General features: G+C 55.1%; 27 protein-coding genes. All 27 read right to left on the bottom strand.

Annotated elements, in window-relative coordinates:
* Window positions 1-80: 80 nt before the first annotated feature.
* The gene (gene rpsK / locus ACZ500_RS23550) at window positions 81-476 is read right to left on the bottom strand and encodes a 30S ribosomal protein S11 (RefSeq protein ID WP_464229859.1); all 396 of its coding nucleotides are present in this window, start codon (window positions 474-476) and stop codon (window positions 81-83) included.
* An 18-nt stretch (window positions 477-494) separates the two neighbouring features.
* Window positions 495-866, bottom strand: coding sequence for a 30S ribosomal protein S13 (gene rpsM, locus ACZ500_RS23545; RefSeq protein ID WP_464229858.1), 372 nt, complete (start codon window positions 864-866; stop codon window positions 495-497).
* An 84-nt stretch (window positions 867-950) separates the two neighbouring features.
* Window positions 951-1,064 carry a 50S ribosomal protein L36 gene (rpmJ, locus tag ACZ500_RS23540; protein ID WP_464229857.1) on the bottom strand — a complete coding sequence of 38 codons (114 nt, stop codon included), beginning with the start codon at window positions 1,062-1,064 and terminating at the stop codon, window positions 951-953.
* 32 nt (window positions 1,065-1,096) lie between these two features.
* Window positions 1,097-1,318: a translation initiation factor IF-1 gene (gene infA, locus ACZ500_RS23535; protein WP_464229856.1), complete on the bottom strand. Its 222-nt coding sequence runs from the start codon at window positions 1,316-1,318 to the stop codon at window positions 1,097-1,099.
* A gap of 43 nt (window positions 1,319-1,361) precedes the next feature.
* Window positions 1,362-2,675, bottom strand: coding sequence for a preprotein translocase subunit SecY (secY, locus tag ACZ500_RS23530; protein WP_464229855.1), 1,314 nt, complete (start codon window positions 2,673-2,675; stop codon window positions 1,362-1,364).
* A 16-nt stretch (window positions 2,676-2,691) separates the two neighbouring features.
* Window positions 2,692-3,132 (bottom strand): 50S ribosomal protein L15, encoded by a 441-nt coding sequence (gene rplO, locus ACZ500_RS23525; RefSeq protein WP_464229854.1) that lies wholly within the window; start codon window positions 3,130-3,132, stop codon window positions 2,692-2,694.
* 17 nt (window positions 3,133-3,149) lie between these two features.
* A complete protein-coding gene (rpmD, locus tag ACZ500_RS23520) occupies window positions 3,150-3,329 on the bottom strand; it encodes a 50S ribosomal protein L30 (RefSeq protein ID WP_464229853.1) in 180 nt (59 codons plus the stop codon).
* A 22-nt stretch (window positions 3,330-3,351) separates the two neighbouring features.
* On the bottom strand, window positions 3,352-3,846 hold the full coding sequence (gene rpsE / locus ACZ500_RS23515; protein WP_464229852.1) for a 30S ribosomal protein S5: 495 nt from the start codon (window positions 3,844-3,846) through the stop codon (window positions 3,352-3,354).
* A gap of 64 nt (window positions 3,847-3,910) precedes the next feature.
* Window positions 3,911-4,279, bottom strand: coding sequence for a 50S ribosomal protein L18 (gene rplR, locus ACZ500_RS23510; RefSeq protein WP_464229851.1), 369 nt, complete (start codon window positions 4,277-4,279; stop codon window positions 3,911-3,913).
* A 90-nt stretch (window positions 4,280-4,369) separates the two neighbouring features.
* The gene (gene rplF, locus ACZ500_RS23505) at window positions 4,370-4,906 is read right to left on the bottom strand and encodes a 50S ribosomal protein L6 (RefSeq protein WP_464229850.1); all 537 of its coding nucleotides are present in this window, start codon (window positions 4,904-4,906) and stop codon (window positions 4,370-4,372) included.
* Window positions 4,907-4,938: 32 nt separating this feature from the next.
* Complete coding sequence (gene rpsH / locus ACZ500_RS23500) at window positions 4,939-5,337, bottom strand: 30S ribosomal protein S8 (RefSeq protein WP_464229849.1); 399 nt, start codon at window positions 5,335-5,337, stop codon at window positions 4,939-4,941.
* A gap of 45 nt (window positions 5,338-5,382) precedes the next feature.
* Complete coding sequence (locus ACZ500_RS23495) at window positions 5,383-5,568, bottom strand: type Z 30S ribosomal protein S14 (protein ID WP_464229848.1); 186 nt, start codon at window positions 5,566-5,568, stop codon at window positions 5,383-5,385.
* A gap of 12 nt (window positions 5,569-5,580) precedes the next feature.
* Window positions 5,581-6,120, bottom strand: coding sequence for a 50S ribosomal protein L5 (rplE, locus tag ACZ500_RS23490; RefSeq protein WP_464229847.1), 540 nt, complete (start codon window positions 6,118-6,120; stop codon window positions 5,581-5,583).
* A gap of 57 nt (window positions 6,121-6,177) precedes the next feature.
* Entirely contained in the window at window positions 6,178-6,507 is a 330-nt protein-coding gene (gene rplX / locus ACZ500_RS23485) for a 50S ribosomal protein L24 (protein ID WP_464229846.1), read from the bottom strand.
* A 37-nt stretch (window positions 6,508-6,544) separates the two neighbouring features.
* Window positions 6,545-6,913 carry a 50S ribosomal protein L14 gene (rplN, locus tag ACZ500_RS23480; protein ID WP_028322667.1) on the bottom strand — a complete coding sequence of 123 codons (369 nt, stop codon included), beginning with the start codon at window positions 6,911-6,913 and terminating at the stop codon, window positions 6,545-6,547.
* A gap of 31 nt (window positions 6,914-6,944) precedes the next feature.
* On the bottom strand, window positions 6,945-7,208 hold the full coding sequence (gene rpsQ, locus ACZ500_RS23475) for a 30S ribosomal protein S17 (RefSeq protein WP_464229845.1): 264 nt from the start codon (window positions 7,206-7,208) through the stop codon (window positions 6,945-6,947).
* A gap of 12 nt (window positions 7,209-7,220) precedes the next feature.
* Window positions 7,221-7,424 (bottom strand): 50S ribosomal protein L29, encoded by a 204-nt coding sequence (gene rpmC, locus ACZ500_RS23470; RefSeq protein WP_464229843.1) that lies wholly within the window; start codon window positions 7,422-7,424, stop codon window positions 7,221-7,223.
* Between the two features lie 4 nt (window positions 7,425-7,428).
* On the bottom strand, window positions 7,429-7,839 hold the full coding sequence (gene rplP / locus ACZ500_RS23465) for a 50S ribosomal protein L16 (RefSeq protein WP_464229842.1): 411 nt from the start codon (window positions 7,837-7,839) through the stop codon (window positions 7,429-7,431).
* A 5-nt stretch (window positions 7,840-7,844) separates the two neighbouring features.
* Complete coding sequence (gene rpsC, locus ACZ500_RS23460) at window positions 7,845-8,489, bottom strand: 30S ribosomal protein S3 (RefSeq protein ID WP_464229841.1); 645 nt, start codon at window positions 8,487-8,489, stop codon at window positions 7,845-7,847.
* A gap of 138 nt (window positions 8,490-8,627) precedes the next feature.
* Window positions 8,628-8,960, bottom strand: coding sequence for a 50S ribosomal protein L22 (gene rplV / locus ACZ500_RS23455; RefSeq protein ID WP_464229840.1), 333 nt, complete (start codon window positions 8,958-8,960; stop codon window positions 8,628-8,630).
* Between the two features lie 31 nt (window positions 8,961-8,991).
* Window positions 8,992-9,282: a 30S ribosomal protein S19 gene (gene rpsS, locus ACZ500_RS23450; RefSeq protein WP_464229839.1), complete on the bottom strand. Its 291-nt coding sequence runs from the start codon at window positions 9,280-9,282 to the stop codon at window positions 8,992-8,994.
* A gap of 82 nt (window positions 9,283-9,364) precedes the next feature.
* Window positions 9,365-10,192: a 50S ribosomal protein L2 gene (rplB, locus tag ACZ500_RS23445; RefSeq protein WP_464229838.1), complete on the bottom strand. Its 828-nt coding sequence runs from the start codon at window positions 10,190-10,192 to the stop codon at window positions 9,365-9,367.
* Between the two features lie 38 nt (window positions 10,193-10,230).
* Entirely contained in the window at window positions 10,231-10,518 is a 288-nt protein-coding gene (locus ACZ500_RS23440; protein ID WP_464229837.1) for a 50S ribosomal protein L23, read from the bottom strand.
* Window positions 10,518-11,141: a 50S ribosomal protein L4 gene (gene rplD, locus ACZ500_RS23435; RefSeq protein ID WP_464229836.1), complete on the bottom strand. Its 624-nt coding sequence runs from the start codon at window positions 11,139-11,141 to the stop codon at window positions 10,518-10,520. Before rplD ends, ACZ500_RS23440 begins: the two co-directional genes overlap by 1 nt.
* 31 nt (window positions 11,142-11,172) lie before the next feature.
* Complete coding sequence (rplC, locus tag ACZ500_RS23430; RefSeq protein ID WP_464229835.1) at window positions 11,173-11,793, bottom strand: 50S ribosomal protein L3; 621 nt, start codon at window positions 11,791-11,793, stop codon at window positions 11,173-11,175.
* Between the two features lie 60 nt (window positions 11,794-11,853).
* On the bottom strand, window positions 11,854-12,165 hold the full coding sequence (gene rpsJ / locus ACZ500_RS23425) for a 30S ribosomal protein S10 (protein ID WP_464229834.1): 312 nt from the start codon (window positions 12,163-12,165) through the stop codon (window positions 11,854-11,856).
* A gap of 11 nt (window positions 12,166-12,176) precedes the next feature.
* Window positions 12,177-13,370 carry an elongation factor Tu gene (gene tuf, locus ACZ500_RS23420; protein ID WP_464229820.1) on the bottom strand — a complete coding sequence of 398 codons (1,194 nt, stop codon included), beginning with the start codon at window positions 13,368-13,370 and terminating at the stop codon, window positions 12,177-12,179.
* Window positions 13,371-13,455 lie beyond the last annotated feature (85 nt).

The raw sequence follows: 13,455 nt of genomic DNA, 5'->3' as shown, positions 1-13,455 counted from the left end.
TCAATCGCTTACGTTATCTTCTCTAGATCCCATGCTGAAACCCCATACCACCCTTTAGGGATCAGCCAGGTCCATATATCTCAAACCCTGCGCCTTTTCGGAGGCCTGCAGCCGTTGTGCGGGATGGGCGTCACGTCACGGATCATGTTCACACTGAAGCCTTCGACCTGCAAAGCGCGCAACGCAGCCTCACGACCCACGCCAGGCCCCTTGACGCGAACCTCAGCCGTTTTCATACCTTGATCCATTGCCTGCCGGATGGCGTCCTTCGCCGCCAGTTGGGCTGCGAACGGGGTGCTCTTCCGGGATCCCTTGAATCCGGACCTTCCCGCACTCGATTGGGCAATGACCCGCCCATCGGGGTCGGTAACCGTAACGATGGTGTTGTTGAACGTAGATTGGATATGCACCACCCCGGTGGGGACGTTCTTTTTCTCCTTCTTGACCTTTCCTCTTTTCCTAGCGGTCTTAGCCATCTCGCACCCTTCGTATCGTTATTTCTTTCGCTTCCCCATCACGGCACGTCTGGGACCTTTGCGCGTCCGGGCATTCGTACTCGTTCTTTGCCCACGCACGGGCAATCCTTTCCTGTGCCTCAAACCACGATAGGCGCCAAGATCCATCAACCGCTTGATGTTCATGGACACTTCACGCCGCAGATCACCCTCAACCTTGTAGTGTTCATCGATGACCTTACGGATCTGAGTCACCTGCTCACCGCTCAAATCATCCGATTTGACATCCCAATCGATCCCGGCTTCGGAGAGAATCCTCTGGGACGACGTGCGACCGATGCCATAAATATAGGTGAGGGCGATTTCGGCTCGTTTCCCTTTGGGCAAATCGACACCAGCAATTCTAGCCAATCTCAAACTCCTTTTTCTAACCGAGTGGTAAATGCAACGGTGAAACAGCACAAAGCCGTCCCTTACACTGCTTCAACACATGCTTCAACCCTGCCTCTGTTTGTGCCGCGGGTTCTCACAAATTACACGCACAACACCTTTCCGTTTGACGATCTTGCACTTCTTGCAAATACGTTTTACCGACGGTCTGACTTTCATGATCTGATTTCCTTCCTCAGTCCTGCTTCCGGCTACTTCTGTCCACGGTAAACAATGCGGCCCCTGCTGAGATCATATGGCGACAACTCGACCACAACCGTATCCCCAGGCAGTATTTTTATGAAATGCATACGCATCTTCCCTGAGATATGGCCCAAGACTCTGTGTCCGTTCTTCAGCTCAACCCTGAACATGGCGTTGGGAAGCGTCTCAATGACAGTCCCCTCAACCTCAATCGCCTCTTCTTTCGCCATACCCCTTCTTAGGCCCCCCGTGTCAGGCTGCACATCTTCAGAGTTAACGCGCCTTCCCGAACCCCTTTTTCATAAATCCTTCATAATGGCGCGTCAGCATGTGAGACTCTATCTGATTCGTCGTATCCATCGCCACACCAACAACAATCAGCAACGCCGTCCCCCCGAAATAAAACGGCACATTGAGCCGGTAAATCAGTATCTCCGGCAGTATGCATATCAGAGAGACATAGACTGCGCCTGCAAACGTGATCCTGGTCAAGACTCGGTCGATATATTCGGCGGTGTTCTTCCCGGGCCTGATACCAGGGATAAAACCACCGTACCGCTTCATATTGTCGGCGACATCAACAGGGTTGAAGTGTACGGCCGTGTAAAAATAGCAGAAAAAGAATATGAAGGCAACGTATATCAGCGTATACACAACGTGCCCGGGAGAAAGGGTGTTCACGATCCCCTGCAGCCACGGCAACTGCTCGACGTTCAGAAAGTTAGCAATCGTTGCTGGAAACATGATGATCGACGATGCGAAAATCGGGGGGATAACTCCAGCCGTATTGATTTTCAATGGCAGATGCGTGCTCTGTCCGCCGTACATGCGCCGCCCGACGACCCGTTTGGCATATTGAACCGGTATTCTCCTTTGTCCACGCTCGACAAAAACAATCACCCCGATCACCACGATCATAAAAACCAACAAAAGGATCATGAAGAAAGGCGCGATCTCTCCCGTCCCCATCAAGCGGAACGTATTGACTACAGCAACGGGCAGTCCGGCCACGATGCCGGCAAAGATGATCAACGAAATCCCGTTGCCAATTCCCCTCTCCGTTATCTGCTCACCAAGCCACATCAGGAACGCAGTCCCCGCCGTCAAGGTAACGACCGCCATGATGCGGAAGCCCCAGCCCCCTGCCGGCACCACCATCGCGCCGCCGGGGCTTGACATCCTCTCCAGCCCAACGGCGATCCCAAAACCCTGTATGACACTGAGCACGACCGTGCCGTACCTCGTGTACTGCACGATCTTCTTCCGACCCTGCTCCCCCTCTTTCTTGAGCTTTTCCAGATAAGGAATCACGACGGAAAGCAGTTCAATAATGATGGAGGCGCTGATATAGGGCATGATGCCAAGTGCCATAACGGACATCTGGCTCAATGCCCCCCCGGAGAACATGTCAAAAAGACCAAATAGCGTCCCCTGCTTTGAACTGAAGAACGCTGCGAGTGCCGTGCCGTCGATCCCTGGTGTCGGAATATGGCAACCAAGACGATAGACCGCCAGCAACATCAGCGTGAAGAGGATCCGCTTTTTCAGTTCAGGAATCTTGGGGATGTTCTGAAAGCCGCCTATCAACGCACTCCTCCCCGCGCTAAATAACCTCTACCCTGCCGCCAATGGCCTCGATTTTCTCTTTTGCGGTCCGGCTCACACGATGGACACGCACCACGAGCGGATGGTTCAACTCCCCGTTGCCAAGCAGCTTCACTCCCGCGCGATCCTTGCGAAGAAGCCCAGCCTGCTGAAGAGTCTCGACATCAACGGTCGCGTCACGATCAAAGCGGTTCAGGGCTTCAAGATTGACAACCGCGTACTCCGTTCTAAAGGGGTTCTTGAAACCGCGCTTCGGCAATCTCCGCTGCAACGGCATCTGTCCACCCTCGAACCCCGGGCTGGCCCCACCCCCTGATCGCGACAACTGCCCCTTGTTGCCGCGGCATGCCGTCTGCCCATGGCCGGATCCCGGCCCTCTCGCCACTCTCTTGCGCTTCTTTCTCGATCCCTCTGCGGGCTTCAACTCATTCAATTTCATAGCGTATTCCTAAATGCCTAATCGATCTTGACAAGAAACGAGACCTTGCTGATCATGCCTCGGATCGCGGCGGTATTCTTCAACTCCACTGTTTTGTGGAGCCGCGTCAACCCCAGCCCCTTCAGGGTCTCCCGCATCCTGCGGTCCTTCCCGATGCCGCTCTTCACAAGCGTTACCTTGATCGTGTCTGCTGCCATCGTATGCCTTCTCTTCTGGTTCCTAGCGCGTTAACTCTTCGGGAGTCTTTTCTCTTCTCCGTGCGATCTCTTCCGGTCCCCGGAGCGAGCGCAGCCCGACGACCGTCGCCCGGACGATGTTATGCGGATTATGGGAGCCCAGGCATTTCGTCAGAATATTCTGCACCCCGGCAGCCTCGAGAACCGCTCGCACCGCGCCGCCGGCGATCAAACCTGTTCCGGCCCTCGCCGGCCTCAAAAGGACCCGCCCGGCCCCCCATTGCCCGACGATCTCGTGAGGGATGGAAGTATTCAGCAGCGAAACCTTCTTCATATCCCGCTTCGCCCTCTCGACGCCCTTTTTGATCGCCTCGGGAACCTCATTGGCCTTCCCTAACCCAGTTCCCACGGTCCCTCTGCCGTCGCCGACAATCACCAACGCGCTGAAGCTGAACCGCCGCCCACCCTTGACGACCTTCGCTACACGGTTGATGTGCACGACCTTTTCAATCAGTTCCTTTTCTTCTTCTTTGAACAATGCCACTCTCCCCAATATATTTGACAGATTGCATAGAGGGCGCGAGCCCTGAAAGAAAAGCCGCCTAGAACTCCAACCCCTGACCACGTGCGGCTTCGGACAGAGCCTTTACCCGCCCGTGGTACAGAAAACCGTTTCTGTCGAATACTACCTTGCGGATGCCTTTTTCGAGCGCTCTCAGCCCGATCTCGGAGCCAACCACAGTGGCCTCGCCGATGTTTCCCTTCGGCTGCGGCAGCCTCTCCCTGAGCTCCTTCGACACAGTCGACACCTGAACGAGCACGCTTCCAGTCGAATCATCGATGATCTGGGCGTAAATGTGCCTCGCGCTTCTAAAGACACACAGCCTCGGCCTCTTCGAGGTCCCCAGCACCTTTCTCCGAACCCGCCTCTGCCTTCTCCTTCTAGCTTCGGCCCTGCTTACAGATCCCATCTAATCAACCTCTTGCCCGAAATTTTTCCAAAAAGGACGCATCAGGAAGGCATTGTCCATCCGGCGCCTCAACGGCCAGTTGAATCGCCCCTATTTTCCGCCGGCCTTTCCAGCCTTCCGCTTGATCTGCTCCTCGGCATATTTAACGCCCTTGCCTTTATACGGCTCAGGGGGTCGAAAATTGCGGAGTTTGGCTGCCGCCAAGCCGAGCTTCTCTCGGTCTATCCCACTCAAAACGATCTTGGTCTTATCGATCCGCGCATCTATCCCGTCCGGCAACTCAAAATGAATCGGATGAGAGAATCCAAGGCTCAAAACAGCCACACGCCCGTTCAACTCCGCACGGTAGCCGACGCCCACAATCTCCAACGCCCTCTCGAAGCCTTTGGTCACACCCGTCACCATATTGTCGATCAGGACACGATATAACCCATGCAGTGAACGGGCCTCGCGTGAATCGTCGGCAGCGCTGACACGGATATCATCCTCGCCGATCTCGACCCTGACCTTCGGATGAAGCTGCCGGGTGAGTTCCCCCTTCGGTCCACGCACCGTGATCACATCCCCATCTATGCTGACAGACACCTTTTCAGGATTCGCTATCGGCCTCTTCCCAATACGAGACATTCAAACCTCCGCAATTTCCAATCAAGCCACGACTACCAGACAGAGCACAAGATCTCACCGCCCACGCCCTGTCTCATGGCCTCACGGTCCGTCATCATCCCCTTGGATGTCGAAACGATGTTGATGCCGAGTCCGTTCAACACTGGCGGCATCTGGTCGTGCTTTCGATAAACACGGCAACTCGGCTTACTGACCCTCTTGATCCCGTCTATGACAGCAGAGCCATCCTTGTCGTAACGCAGAAAGATCCGTATCTGTCTGTGCCGCCCGTCGGAAACGATCTTGAAATTCTTGATATACCCCTCGGACTTCAACACCTTCACCATACTGAGCTTCACTCTTGAGGCGGGTACATCCAGGACTTCATGAGACGCGCGCAAGGCATTTCTGATGCGTGTGAGCATGTCCGCGATGGGGTCCGTCATTGTCATCCCAAACACTCCTTCAAACCATTGTCATTAAGGGTCGTCTTTTATCTACCAGCTGGATTTGACCACGCCGGGTATCTCACCGCTCAAGGCCAGATTTCTGAAACAGATTCGGCAGATCCCGAATTTCCTCAGAAACGCTCTGCTGCGCCCGCACATCGGACAGCGATTGTAGTTACGTGTAGAAAATTTTGCATTCCTCTGTGCCTTCACGATAAGCGATGTCCGAGCCAAAATAACCCCCTATCAATTGCGAAATGGCATACCAAGTTGCTTCAACATGAACAGGGCCTCTCCATCGGTCATGGCACTGGACACGATCGAGATATTGACGCCCTTAACCTTGTCGATCTTGTCGTACTCGATTTCCGGGAAAATGATATGCTCCTTGATCCCGATGGTGCAATTGCCAATTCCGTCAAAGATCTTATCTGAGATCCCGCGGAAGTCGCGCACACGCGGCATGGCGACATTGAACAGTTTATCCAGGAAGTCGAACATCCGCCCGTGCCGGAGTGTAACCATACAACCGATGGGCATCCCCTGTCGCAGTTTGAAACCTGCAATAGACTTCTTCGCCTTCGTGATGACTGCCTTCTGCCCAGCAATGCGGGTAAGCTCATCAACACCGTAGTCAAGCACCTTGATGTTCTGAATGGCCTCACCGAGTCCCATATTCAACACGACCTTGTCTATCCTCGGAACTGCCATGATCGACGTATATCCGAACTCCTTCATCAGAGCGGGCACAACCTCAGTATCATACTTTTCTTTCAATCGAGACACGTTGTCCTCCTCGAAACCGATCCATCACGAATCTGAATTATCAGCGGCCCCACCGTATCAGGCATCTACCGCTTCCCCGCACTTCCTGCAGGTTCGGATCTTCGTTCCGTCCTCAAGGACACGCTTGCCGATCCTGGTCGGCTCAGCACACTTGTTGCAGACAATCATGACGTTCGAGATGTGTAAAGAAGCCTCCTTCTCGATAATCCCACCCTGTCCCGTGCGCGGATTCGGCTTGGCATGCCGTTTCACTACATTCACCTTTTCAACGATCAGACGCTCTTTCTCCGCGTCGACCTTGAGCACGGTGCCGATCTTCCCCTTCTCTTTGCCAGCAATGACGATAACCTTGTCATTTTTTTTAATTGCAGGATGTTTCTTTAGCACTTTAAAGGCTCCTTCTCCGCAACGCCCCTCGGGACATCTACAGCACCTCGGGTGCCAGCGACACGATTTTCATAAAATTCTTCGCCCGCAGTTCCCTCGCAACGGGACCGAAAATTCTGGTACCGATCGGCTCTTTCTGCGTATTGATGAGAACCGCCGAATTGTCATCAAACTTGATGTACGATCCATCGGGGCGACGGATCTCCTTTTTGGTCCTGACAATGACAGCCTTGGCCACATCACCCTTTTTTACCTTGGAGTTCGGCATCGCCTCCTTGATCGAAACGACGATAATATCCCCGACGCCGGCATAACGTCTTTTTGCACCACCAAGCACCTTGATGCACGAAAGAAGCTTCGCGCCGGAGTTATCCGCAACCTTAAGCTGACTTTCCATCTGTATCATTTGTCGTCTCCAACCACAGGCCTGTGAACAGCTAAAGCGTCACTGCCTTCTCCAGAATCTCGATCACCTGCCATCTCTTGCGCTTGCTAAGCGGGCGACTCTCGATGATCCGAACCTTGTCTCCGATCTGGCACAAGTTTTTCGGGTCATGAGCCAAATATTTCGCGTGCCTGCGGATATATTTTCCATAGTTCCCATCCTGCGTCAAACGCTCGACAAGCACACCGGCCGTCTTATCCATCTTGTTGCTCACAACGGTTCCGACCAATTTTCTGCGTAATCCACGCTCTGCCATCGCTTCCTCGCCCTACTCAGTCATATTCCGGGTTGCATTTTCCAGGAGAATCGTCTTGACCCTTGCAAGATCGCGCTTCGTCTTACAGATCATCGCCGTATTTCCGAGCTGCCCTGTTGCCTTCTGGAACCTTAGGTTGAATATCTCCTGGCTCAGGTCTTTCTCCTTCTGCCGGAGTTCCTCCGCACTCAGATCCCTCAAATCTTTCGCCTTCATCGCCTCATGATCTCCTGCTGACAAAGCGGGTTGCAAAGGGAAGCTTAAACCCGGCAAGACGGAACGCCTCTCCCGCGATATTCTCGGCTACGCCCTCGAGCTCATAAAGGATCCTACCGGGTTTCACGACTGCAACCCATGCCTCGGGCGCCCCCTTCCCCTTGCCCATCCGAGTCTCAGCTGGTTTTTTGCTGATGGGCTTATCCGGGAAGATGCGAATCCAGATCTTGCCGCCACGCTTTACATGACGCGTTACAGCGACACGGGCGGCCTCGATCTGCTGCGCGCTCATATGGCCGCATTCGACCGCCTGCAGCCCATAATCCCCGAATTCAAGGGTGTTGCCACGCATGGCCTTTCCCTTCGTGCGGCCTTTCTGTTTCTTCCGATATTTGACCTTTTTAGGGCTAAGCATAACATCTATTCCTTCTTGCTCTTTTCAGGGAGTATCTCACCCTTGAAGATGGTTACCTTGACTCCAATCACGCCATAGGTGGTAAAGGCCTTGGCAAAACCGTAATCAATGTCGGCGCGGATGGTATGCAACGGAACCCTGCCCTCACGATACCACTCCCGGCGGGCCATCTCAGCCCCCCCCAAACGCCCGGCGCAGGCGATCTTGATACCCTGGGCGCCGAAGCGGAGTGATGAACTGACGGCCTTCTTCATCGCCCGGCGGAAAGCGATCCGCCTTACAAGCTGCATGGCGACGTTCTCCGCCACGAGTTGGGCCTCCACCTCAGGCTTCCGGACCTCCTGAATGTCGACGATGATATCCCGCTTGACCTGTTTTTCGAGTTCCTTTTTGAGCTTTTCAATCTCTGCGCCCTTCTTGCCGATGACAATGCCGGGCCTTGCCGTGTGAATCCTGATCCTGATCTTGCTCGCTGCCCGCTCGATCTCGATTTTAGCGACGCCTGCCTGCTGGAGCTTTTCCTTCAGGAATTTGCGGATTTTGAAATCCTCAAGTATGAACTCGCTGTATTCCTTCCCCGCAAACCATCGTGAATCCCAATTCTTGTTGATCCCCAACCTGAAACCGATGGGATGAACTTTCTGTCCCAATTGACACCTCCAGCACGGTCATACAATCCTGTCCAAAACAGCGTGACAGCGTATTATTTCCCAAACACCCCGCACCTCCCGCAGCCCATCGGGAGCGTCTTTTTCCAGCCCGGGGCTCACACGCGGCGCGCCGAATTCCTAAGCCTCGTCCAAAACAACCGTCAAATGGCTTGTCCGCTTCCTGATGCGCGTCGCACGTCCAAGCGCCCTGGGCCGCCATCGTTTCATCAACGGTCCCTCGTCGGCATAAATGCGCTTGATATAAAGCTTGTCGACATCCGCCCCAGCGTTCTGCTCCGCGTTGGCAATCGCCGATTGAACCAGCTTTCGAAGCATCCGCGCGCCTTTCTGGGGCGCGTACCCCAGCCTCTGCACTGCTTCATCGACCTTTATCCCCCTCACCTCATCCATCACCAACCGGATCTTCTGTGGGGAGATATGAACAAACCTCGCCTTTGCTATCGTTTCCATCTCTTTGCCTTCAGCTCATATCACCCGCAGGCTATTTCTTCTTGCCTTTGAGTTTGGATTTCTTGTCTCCGGCATGACCATAAAAGGTGCGCGTCGGTGCAAATTCGCCTAGCTTGTGACCCACCATGTCTTCCGAGACGAAAACAGGCAAAAACTTCTTGCCGTTATGCACAGCGAAAGTGATGCCGACAAATTCCGGTAAAATAGTAGATCTCCGCGACCATGTCTTGATGATCTTCCTGCTCTGCGTGTCTGCAGCCACCTGCGCTTTCTTCAACAGATGGTCGTCCACAAACGGGCCTTTTTTCAGGGATCTCGGCAAAGTTCTTCCTCCTCACACTCGGTAGCCGCAGTTCCACACACCCCCGCCACAGACGGCGCGGGCTGCTCCTACCTGCTTCAAATCACTTTTTGCTTCTTCGCTTCACGATGAGCTTGTCACTCGGCTTTCGCACACGAGTCTTGTACCCCTTCGTCGGGACGCCCCACGGTGTCACGGGATGGCGTCCCCCAGAGGATTTCCCCTCGCCGCCGCCATGAGGATGGTCAACCGGGTTCATGGCAACGCCCCTCACGTGGGGACGCTTCCCAAGCCAGCGGTTCCGTCCAGCCTTCCCAGCAGAAAGGATCTCGTGTTCAAGATTGCCGACCTGCCCGATCGTCGCACGGCACTCCTGCAACACCGCCCTGACTTCCCCGGAGGGCAGCTTGATCTGCGCATACTTGCCCTCTTTCGCCATCAGTTGTGCATAGGCACCCGCGCTTCGAACCATCTGACCCCCGTGCCCAAGATTCAGCTCGATGTTATGCACATGCGTGCCGAGCGGGATCAGGCGTAGCGGGAGGCAATTCCCCGTCCGGATCTCCGCGTCGCTCCCGGACACGACCTGGTCACCGATTTGGATCTTGTTCGGTGCAAGGATATAACGCTTCTCCCCGTCGGCATAATGCAGCAGAGCAATCCGCGCGCCCCGGTTAGGGTCATATTCTATGGCAGCCACCTTGGCCGGGATCGAGTCTTTGTCCCTGCGGAAATCAATCACACGGTAGCGGCGCTTATGCCCGCCCCCCTTGTGCCGGGCGGTCAACCTTCCGAGTGCATTGCGTCCGCCGGTACTTCTGAGCGGCCTAACGAGGCTTTTCTCAGGATCCTTCTTGGTAATTTCATCGAATGTCGATGTCGTCTGATATCGCCTTCCAGGGGAGGTCGGCTTGTGTTTTCTTATAGCCATGCTTTTCTCCGCAGCGCCCTCTTCGGAATCTTTCTAAATTAAAGTCCTTCGAAGAACTCGATATTCTCGCCGGGCGCGAGTTTGACGATCGCCTTTTTCCAGTCGGCGCGTTTCCCGAAATGTCGACCGACACGGCGCTTCTTACCCTGTACATTCACGGTCCGTACGTCCAAAACCTTGACCTTGAAAAGGGTCTCAACCGCCTTTCGGATTTCAATCTTGTTTGCGTGCTTATGCACCTTGAAGGAAATCCGATTAGCCTGACTCTTTTGCAGTCCGGACTTCTCGGTGATATGCGGGGCATCTATGACCTGATAGGTATCCACTACGATATCAGTGCCTCCTCTATCCTGTCGATGGCAGGCTTTTCAAGAAACAGATGCTCAAACTTCAAGAGATCATAAACGTTCAATCCCTCCGACCGCAGGACCTTCACCCAAGGAACGTTTCTCGAGGACTTCTCGAGATTTTCGTTCTTACCGGCCGTCACGATCAAAACCTTCGCAACGTCAAAGCGGCGCATGACCCCTACGAACGACTTCGTCTTGATCTCGGGCAGATTGAAATCCTCGACCACAAACAACTGACTGCCCGACAGCTTATCGCTGAGGGCCATACGCAGCGCCGCCTTCCGGACCTTCTTCGCAACCTTCCGAATATAGGCCCTGGGCTGCGGACCAAAGGCAACACCACCCCCCTTACGAGTCGGTGAGGAGGCCGATCCCGCTCTGGCCCGTCCGGTCCCCTTCTGCCTGAAAAGCTTGCGTGTCGATGCATTCACGAGCGACCGGCTTTTCGCCGCCGCCGTTCCTGCGCGCCGCCGGTTCAACTGGGCAACCACGACCTCGTGCAGGATATGATCTTTGACCGGCACGCCGAAGATTTCATCCTTCAGCTCCGTCTCAGATACCTTTTCTCTCTGAAGATTATATACGTCTATAAGACTCATTCTCGGCCTCTGCTCTCTCACCCTACCCGGTTCAGACCTTGCAGATCTCGACGATACTGTTCCGGCTTCCGGGGACAGCCCCTTTCAGCATGATCAGGTTCGTCTCAGGACGGACATCCACCACGCGTATGTTTTTGACCGTCAGGCGCTGTGTCCCCATTCTGCCTGGCAACTTTTTTCCCTTGATCACCCGCCCTGGGGTAGTATTGCAACCAATCGATCCCGGAACGCGGTGCGACCGGCTCCCGTGCGTTTTACGTCCACCGCCGAACCCCCAGCGCTTGATGACGCCGGCGAAGCCGCGGCCCTTGCTGGTACCGACGATGTTGACGGTCTCCCCGGGGAAGAACACATCTACCGTGATCTCTTGCCCAAGTTCGAACATCTGTGGGTCATCGACCCTCACCTCGCGCAGGTGAGCGAATCCCGCCGTGCCTGCCGCCTTGAAGTGTCCCTGCAAGGGTTTGTTAAGCCGCTTCTCTCTTTTCGATTCATAGCCCACCTGGACAGCGGCGTACCCGTCCTTCTCCGGAGTCTTTTTTTGCACGACAACGCAAGGACCCACCTGCAGCACCGTCACCGGAATGCTCTTGCCTTCCTCGACAAAAACACGCGTCATGCCAATCTTTTTTCCAAGCAGCCTGTTAAGCATCTGAATCAGCTCCAATCCACAGCACGGCAGCAAGCGGCCGTCTTACCATCTTTTACGACTCTACAGTTTAATCTCCACATCAACACCCGCAGCCAGATCAAGCTTCATCAACGCGTCCACCGTCTGCTGGGTCGGTTCGAGAATATCCAGAAGCCGCTTATGCGTTCTTATTTCGAACTGTTCCCGCGATTTCTTGTTGACATGTGGAGATCTCAATACACAGTATTTATTGATGATAGTCGGCAACGGAATCGGCCCCGCAACCCGCGCACCGGTTTCCCTGGCTGTCTCCAGGATCTCCATCGCCGACTGATCAAGCAGCTTGTGATCGTAAGCCTTTAAGCGTATCCGGATTTTCTGGTTGGCTAGCATTCGCTTATCCCTTATTCGATAATTTCACTGATAACGCCGGCGCCGACCGTCCTGCCGCCTTCCCGGATGGCGAAACGCAGTTCCTTCTCCATCGCGATCGGCGTGATCAGCTTCACTTCCATCGATACGTTGTCGCCGGGCATCACCATCTCGATCCCTTCAGGGAGCGTCACCACCCCCGTCACGTCCGTCGTCCGGAAATAAAACTGCGGCCGATACCCGTTGAAAAACGGCGTGTGCCTCCCGCCTTCCTCTTTCGTCAGAACGTAGGCCTCCGCCTTGAACTTCGTGTGCGGCGTGATGCTCCCCGGCTTCGCCACAACCTGCCCGCGCTCCACATCGTCGCGCTTCGTGCCGCGCAGCAGCACCCCAATGTTGTCCCCCGCCTGACCCTGATCCAGAATCTTGCGGAACATCTCCACACCCGTACACACCGTCTTCAGCGTGTCCCGGATCCCCACTATCTCCACCTCTTCGCCAACCTTGACCACACCGCGCTCCACACGGCCCGTCACCACCGTACCGCGCCCCGATATGCTGAAAACGTCCTCGATCGGCATCAGAAACGGCTTGTCCGTGTCGCGCACCGGCGCAGGTATGTAGCTGTCGATCGCGTCCATCAACTCGAAGATCGGCTTCGCCTCAGCTGAATCCGGATCATCGCTCTCCAAGGCCTTCAGCGCACTCCCTCGGATGATCGGTATGTCATCCCCCGGAAATTCGTACTTCGACAGAAGCTCGCGCAGCTCCAGCTCCACCAGCTCGATCAGCTCCTCGTCGTCCACCATGTCACATTTGTTCAAAAACACCACGATGCTCGGAACACCCACCTGCCGGGCCAACAGTATGTGCTCCCGCGTCTGAGGCATCGGCCCGTCGTCCGCCCCAACCACCAGGATCGCACCGTCCATCTGCGCCGCGCCCGTGATCATGTTCTTGATGTAGTCCGCGTGCCCGGGGCAGTCCACATGCGCATAATGCCGGTTCTGCGTCTCGTATTCCACATGCGCCGTCGCAATCGTGATCCCCCGCGCCTTCTCCTCCGGCGCCTTGTCGATCGCGTCAAAAGGAACAAAGTCCGCCCAGCCCTTCTTGGCAAGGTGCTTCGTAATCGCTGCTGTCAACGTCGTCTTCCCATGGTCGATATGCCCAATCGTCCCCACGTTTACATGCGGCTTCGTCCTTTCAAACTTCTTCTTCGACATCTCCTATCCTCCTTGATAGTCCCTCTGACTGCGGCATCGCTTCCCGGGACACGTGATCAGTTTCCTTCGGGGGCTCCCCTTGGGC

The sequence above is a fragment of the Desulfatiglans parachlorophenolica genome, assembly GCF_055394735.1.
The sequence above is the reverse complement of the archived record's forward strand: the minus strand, read 5'-3'. Positions and strand labels throughout refer to the sequence as shown.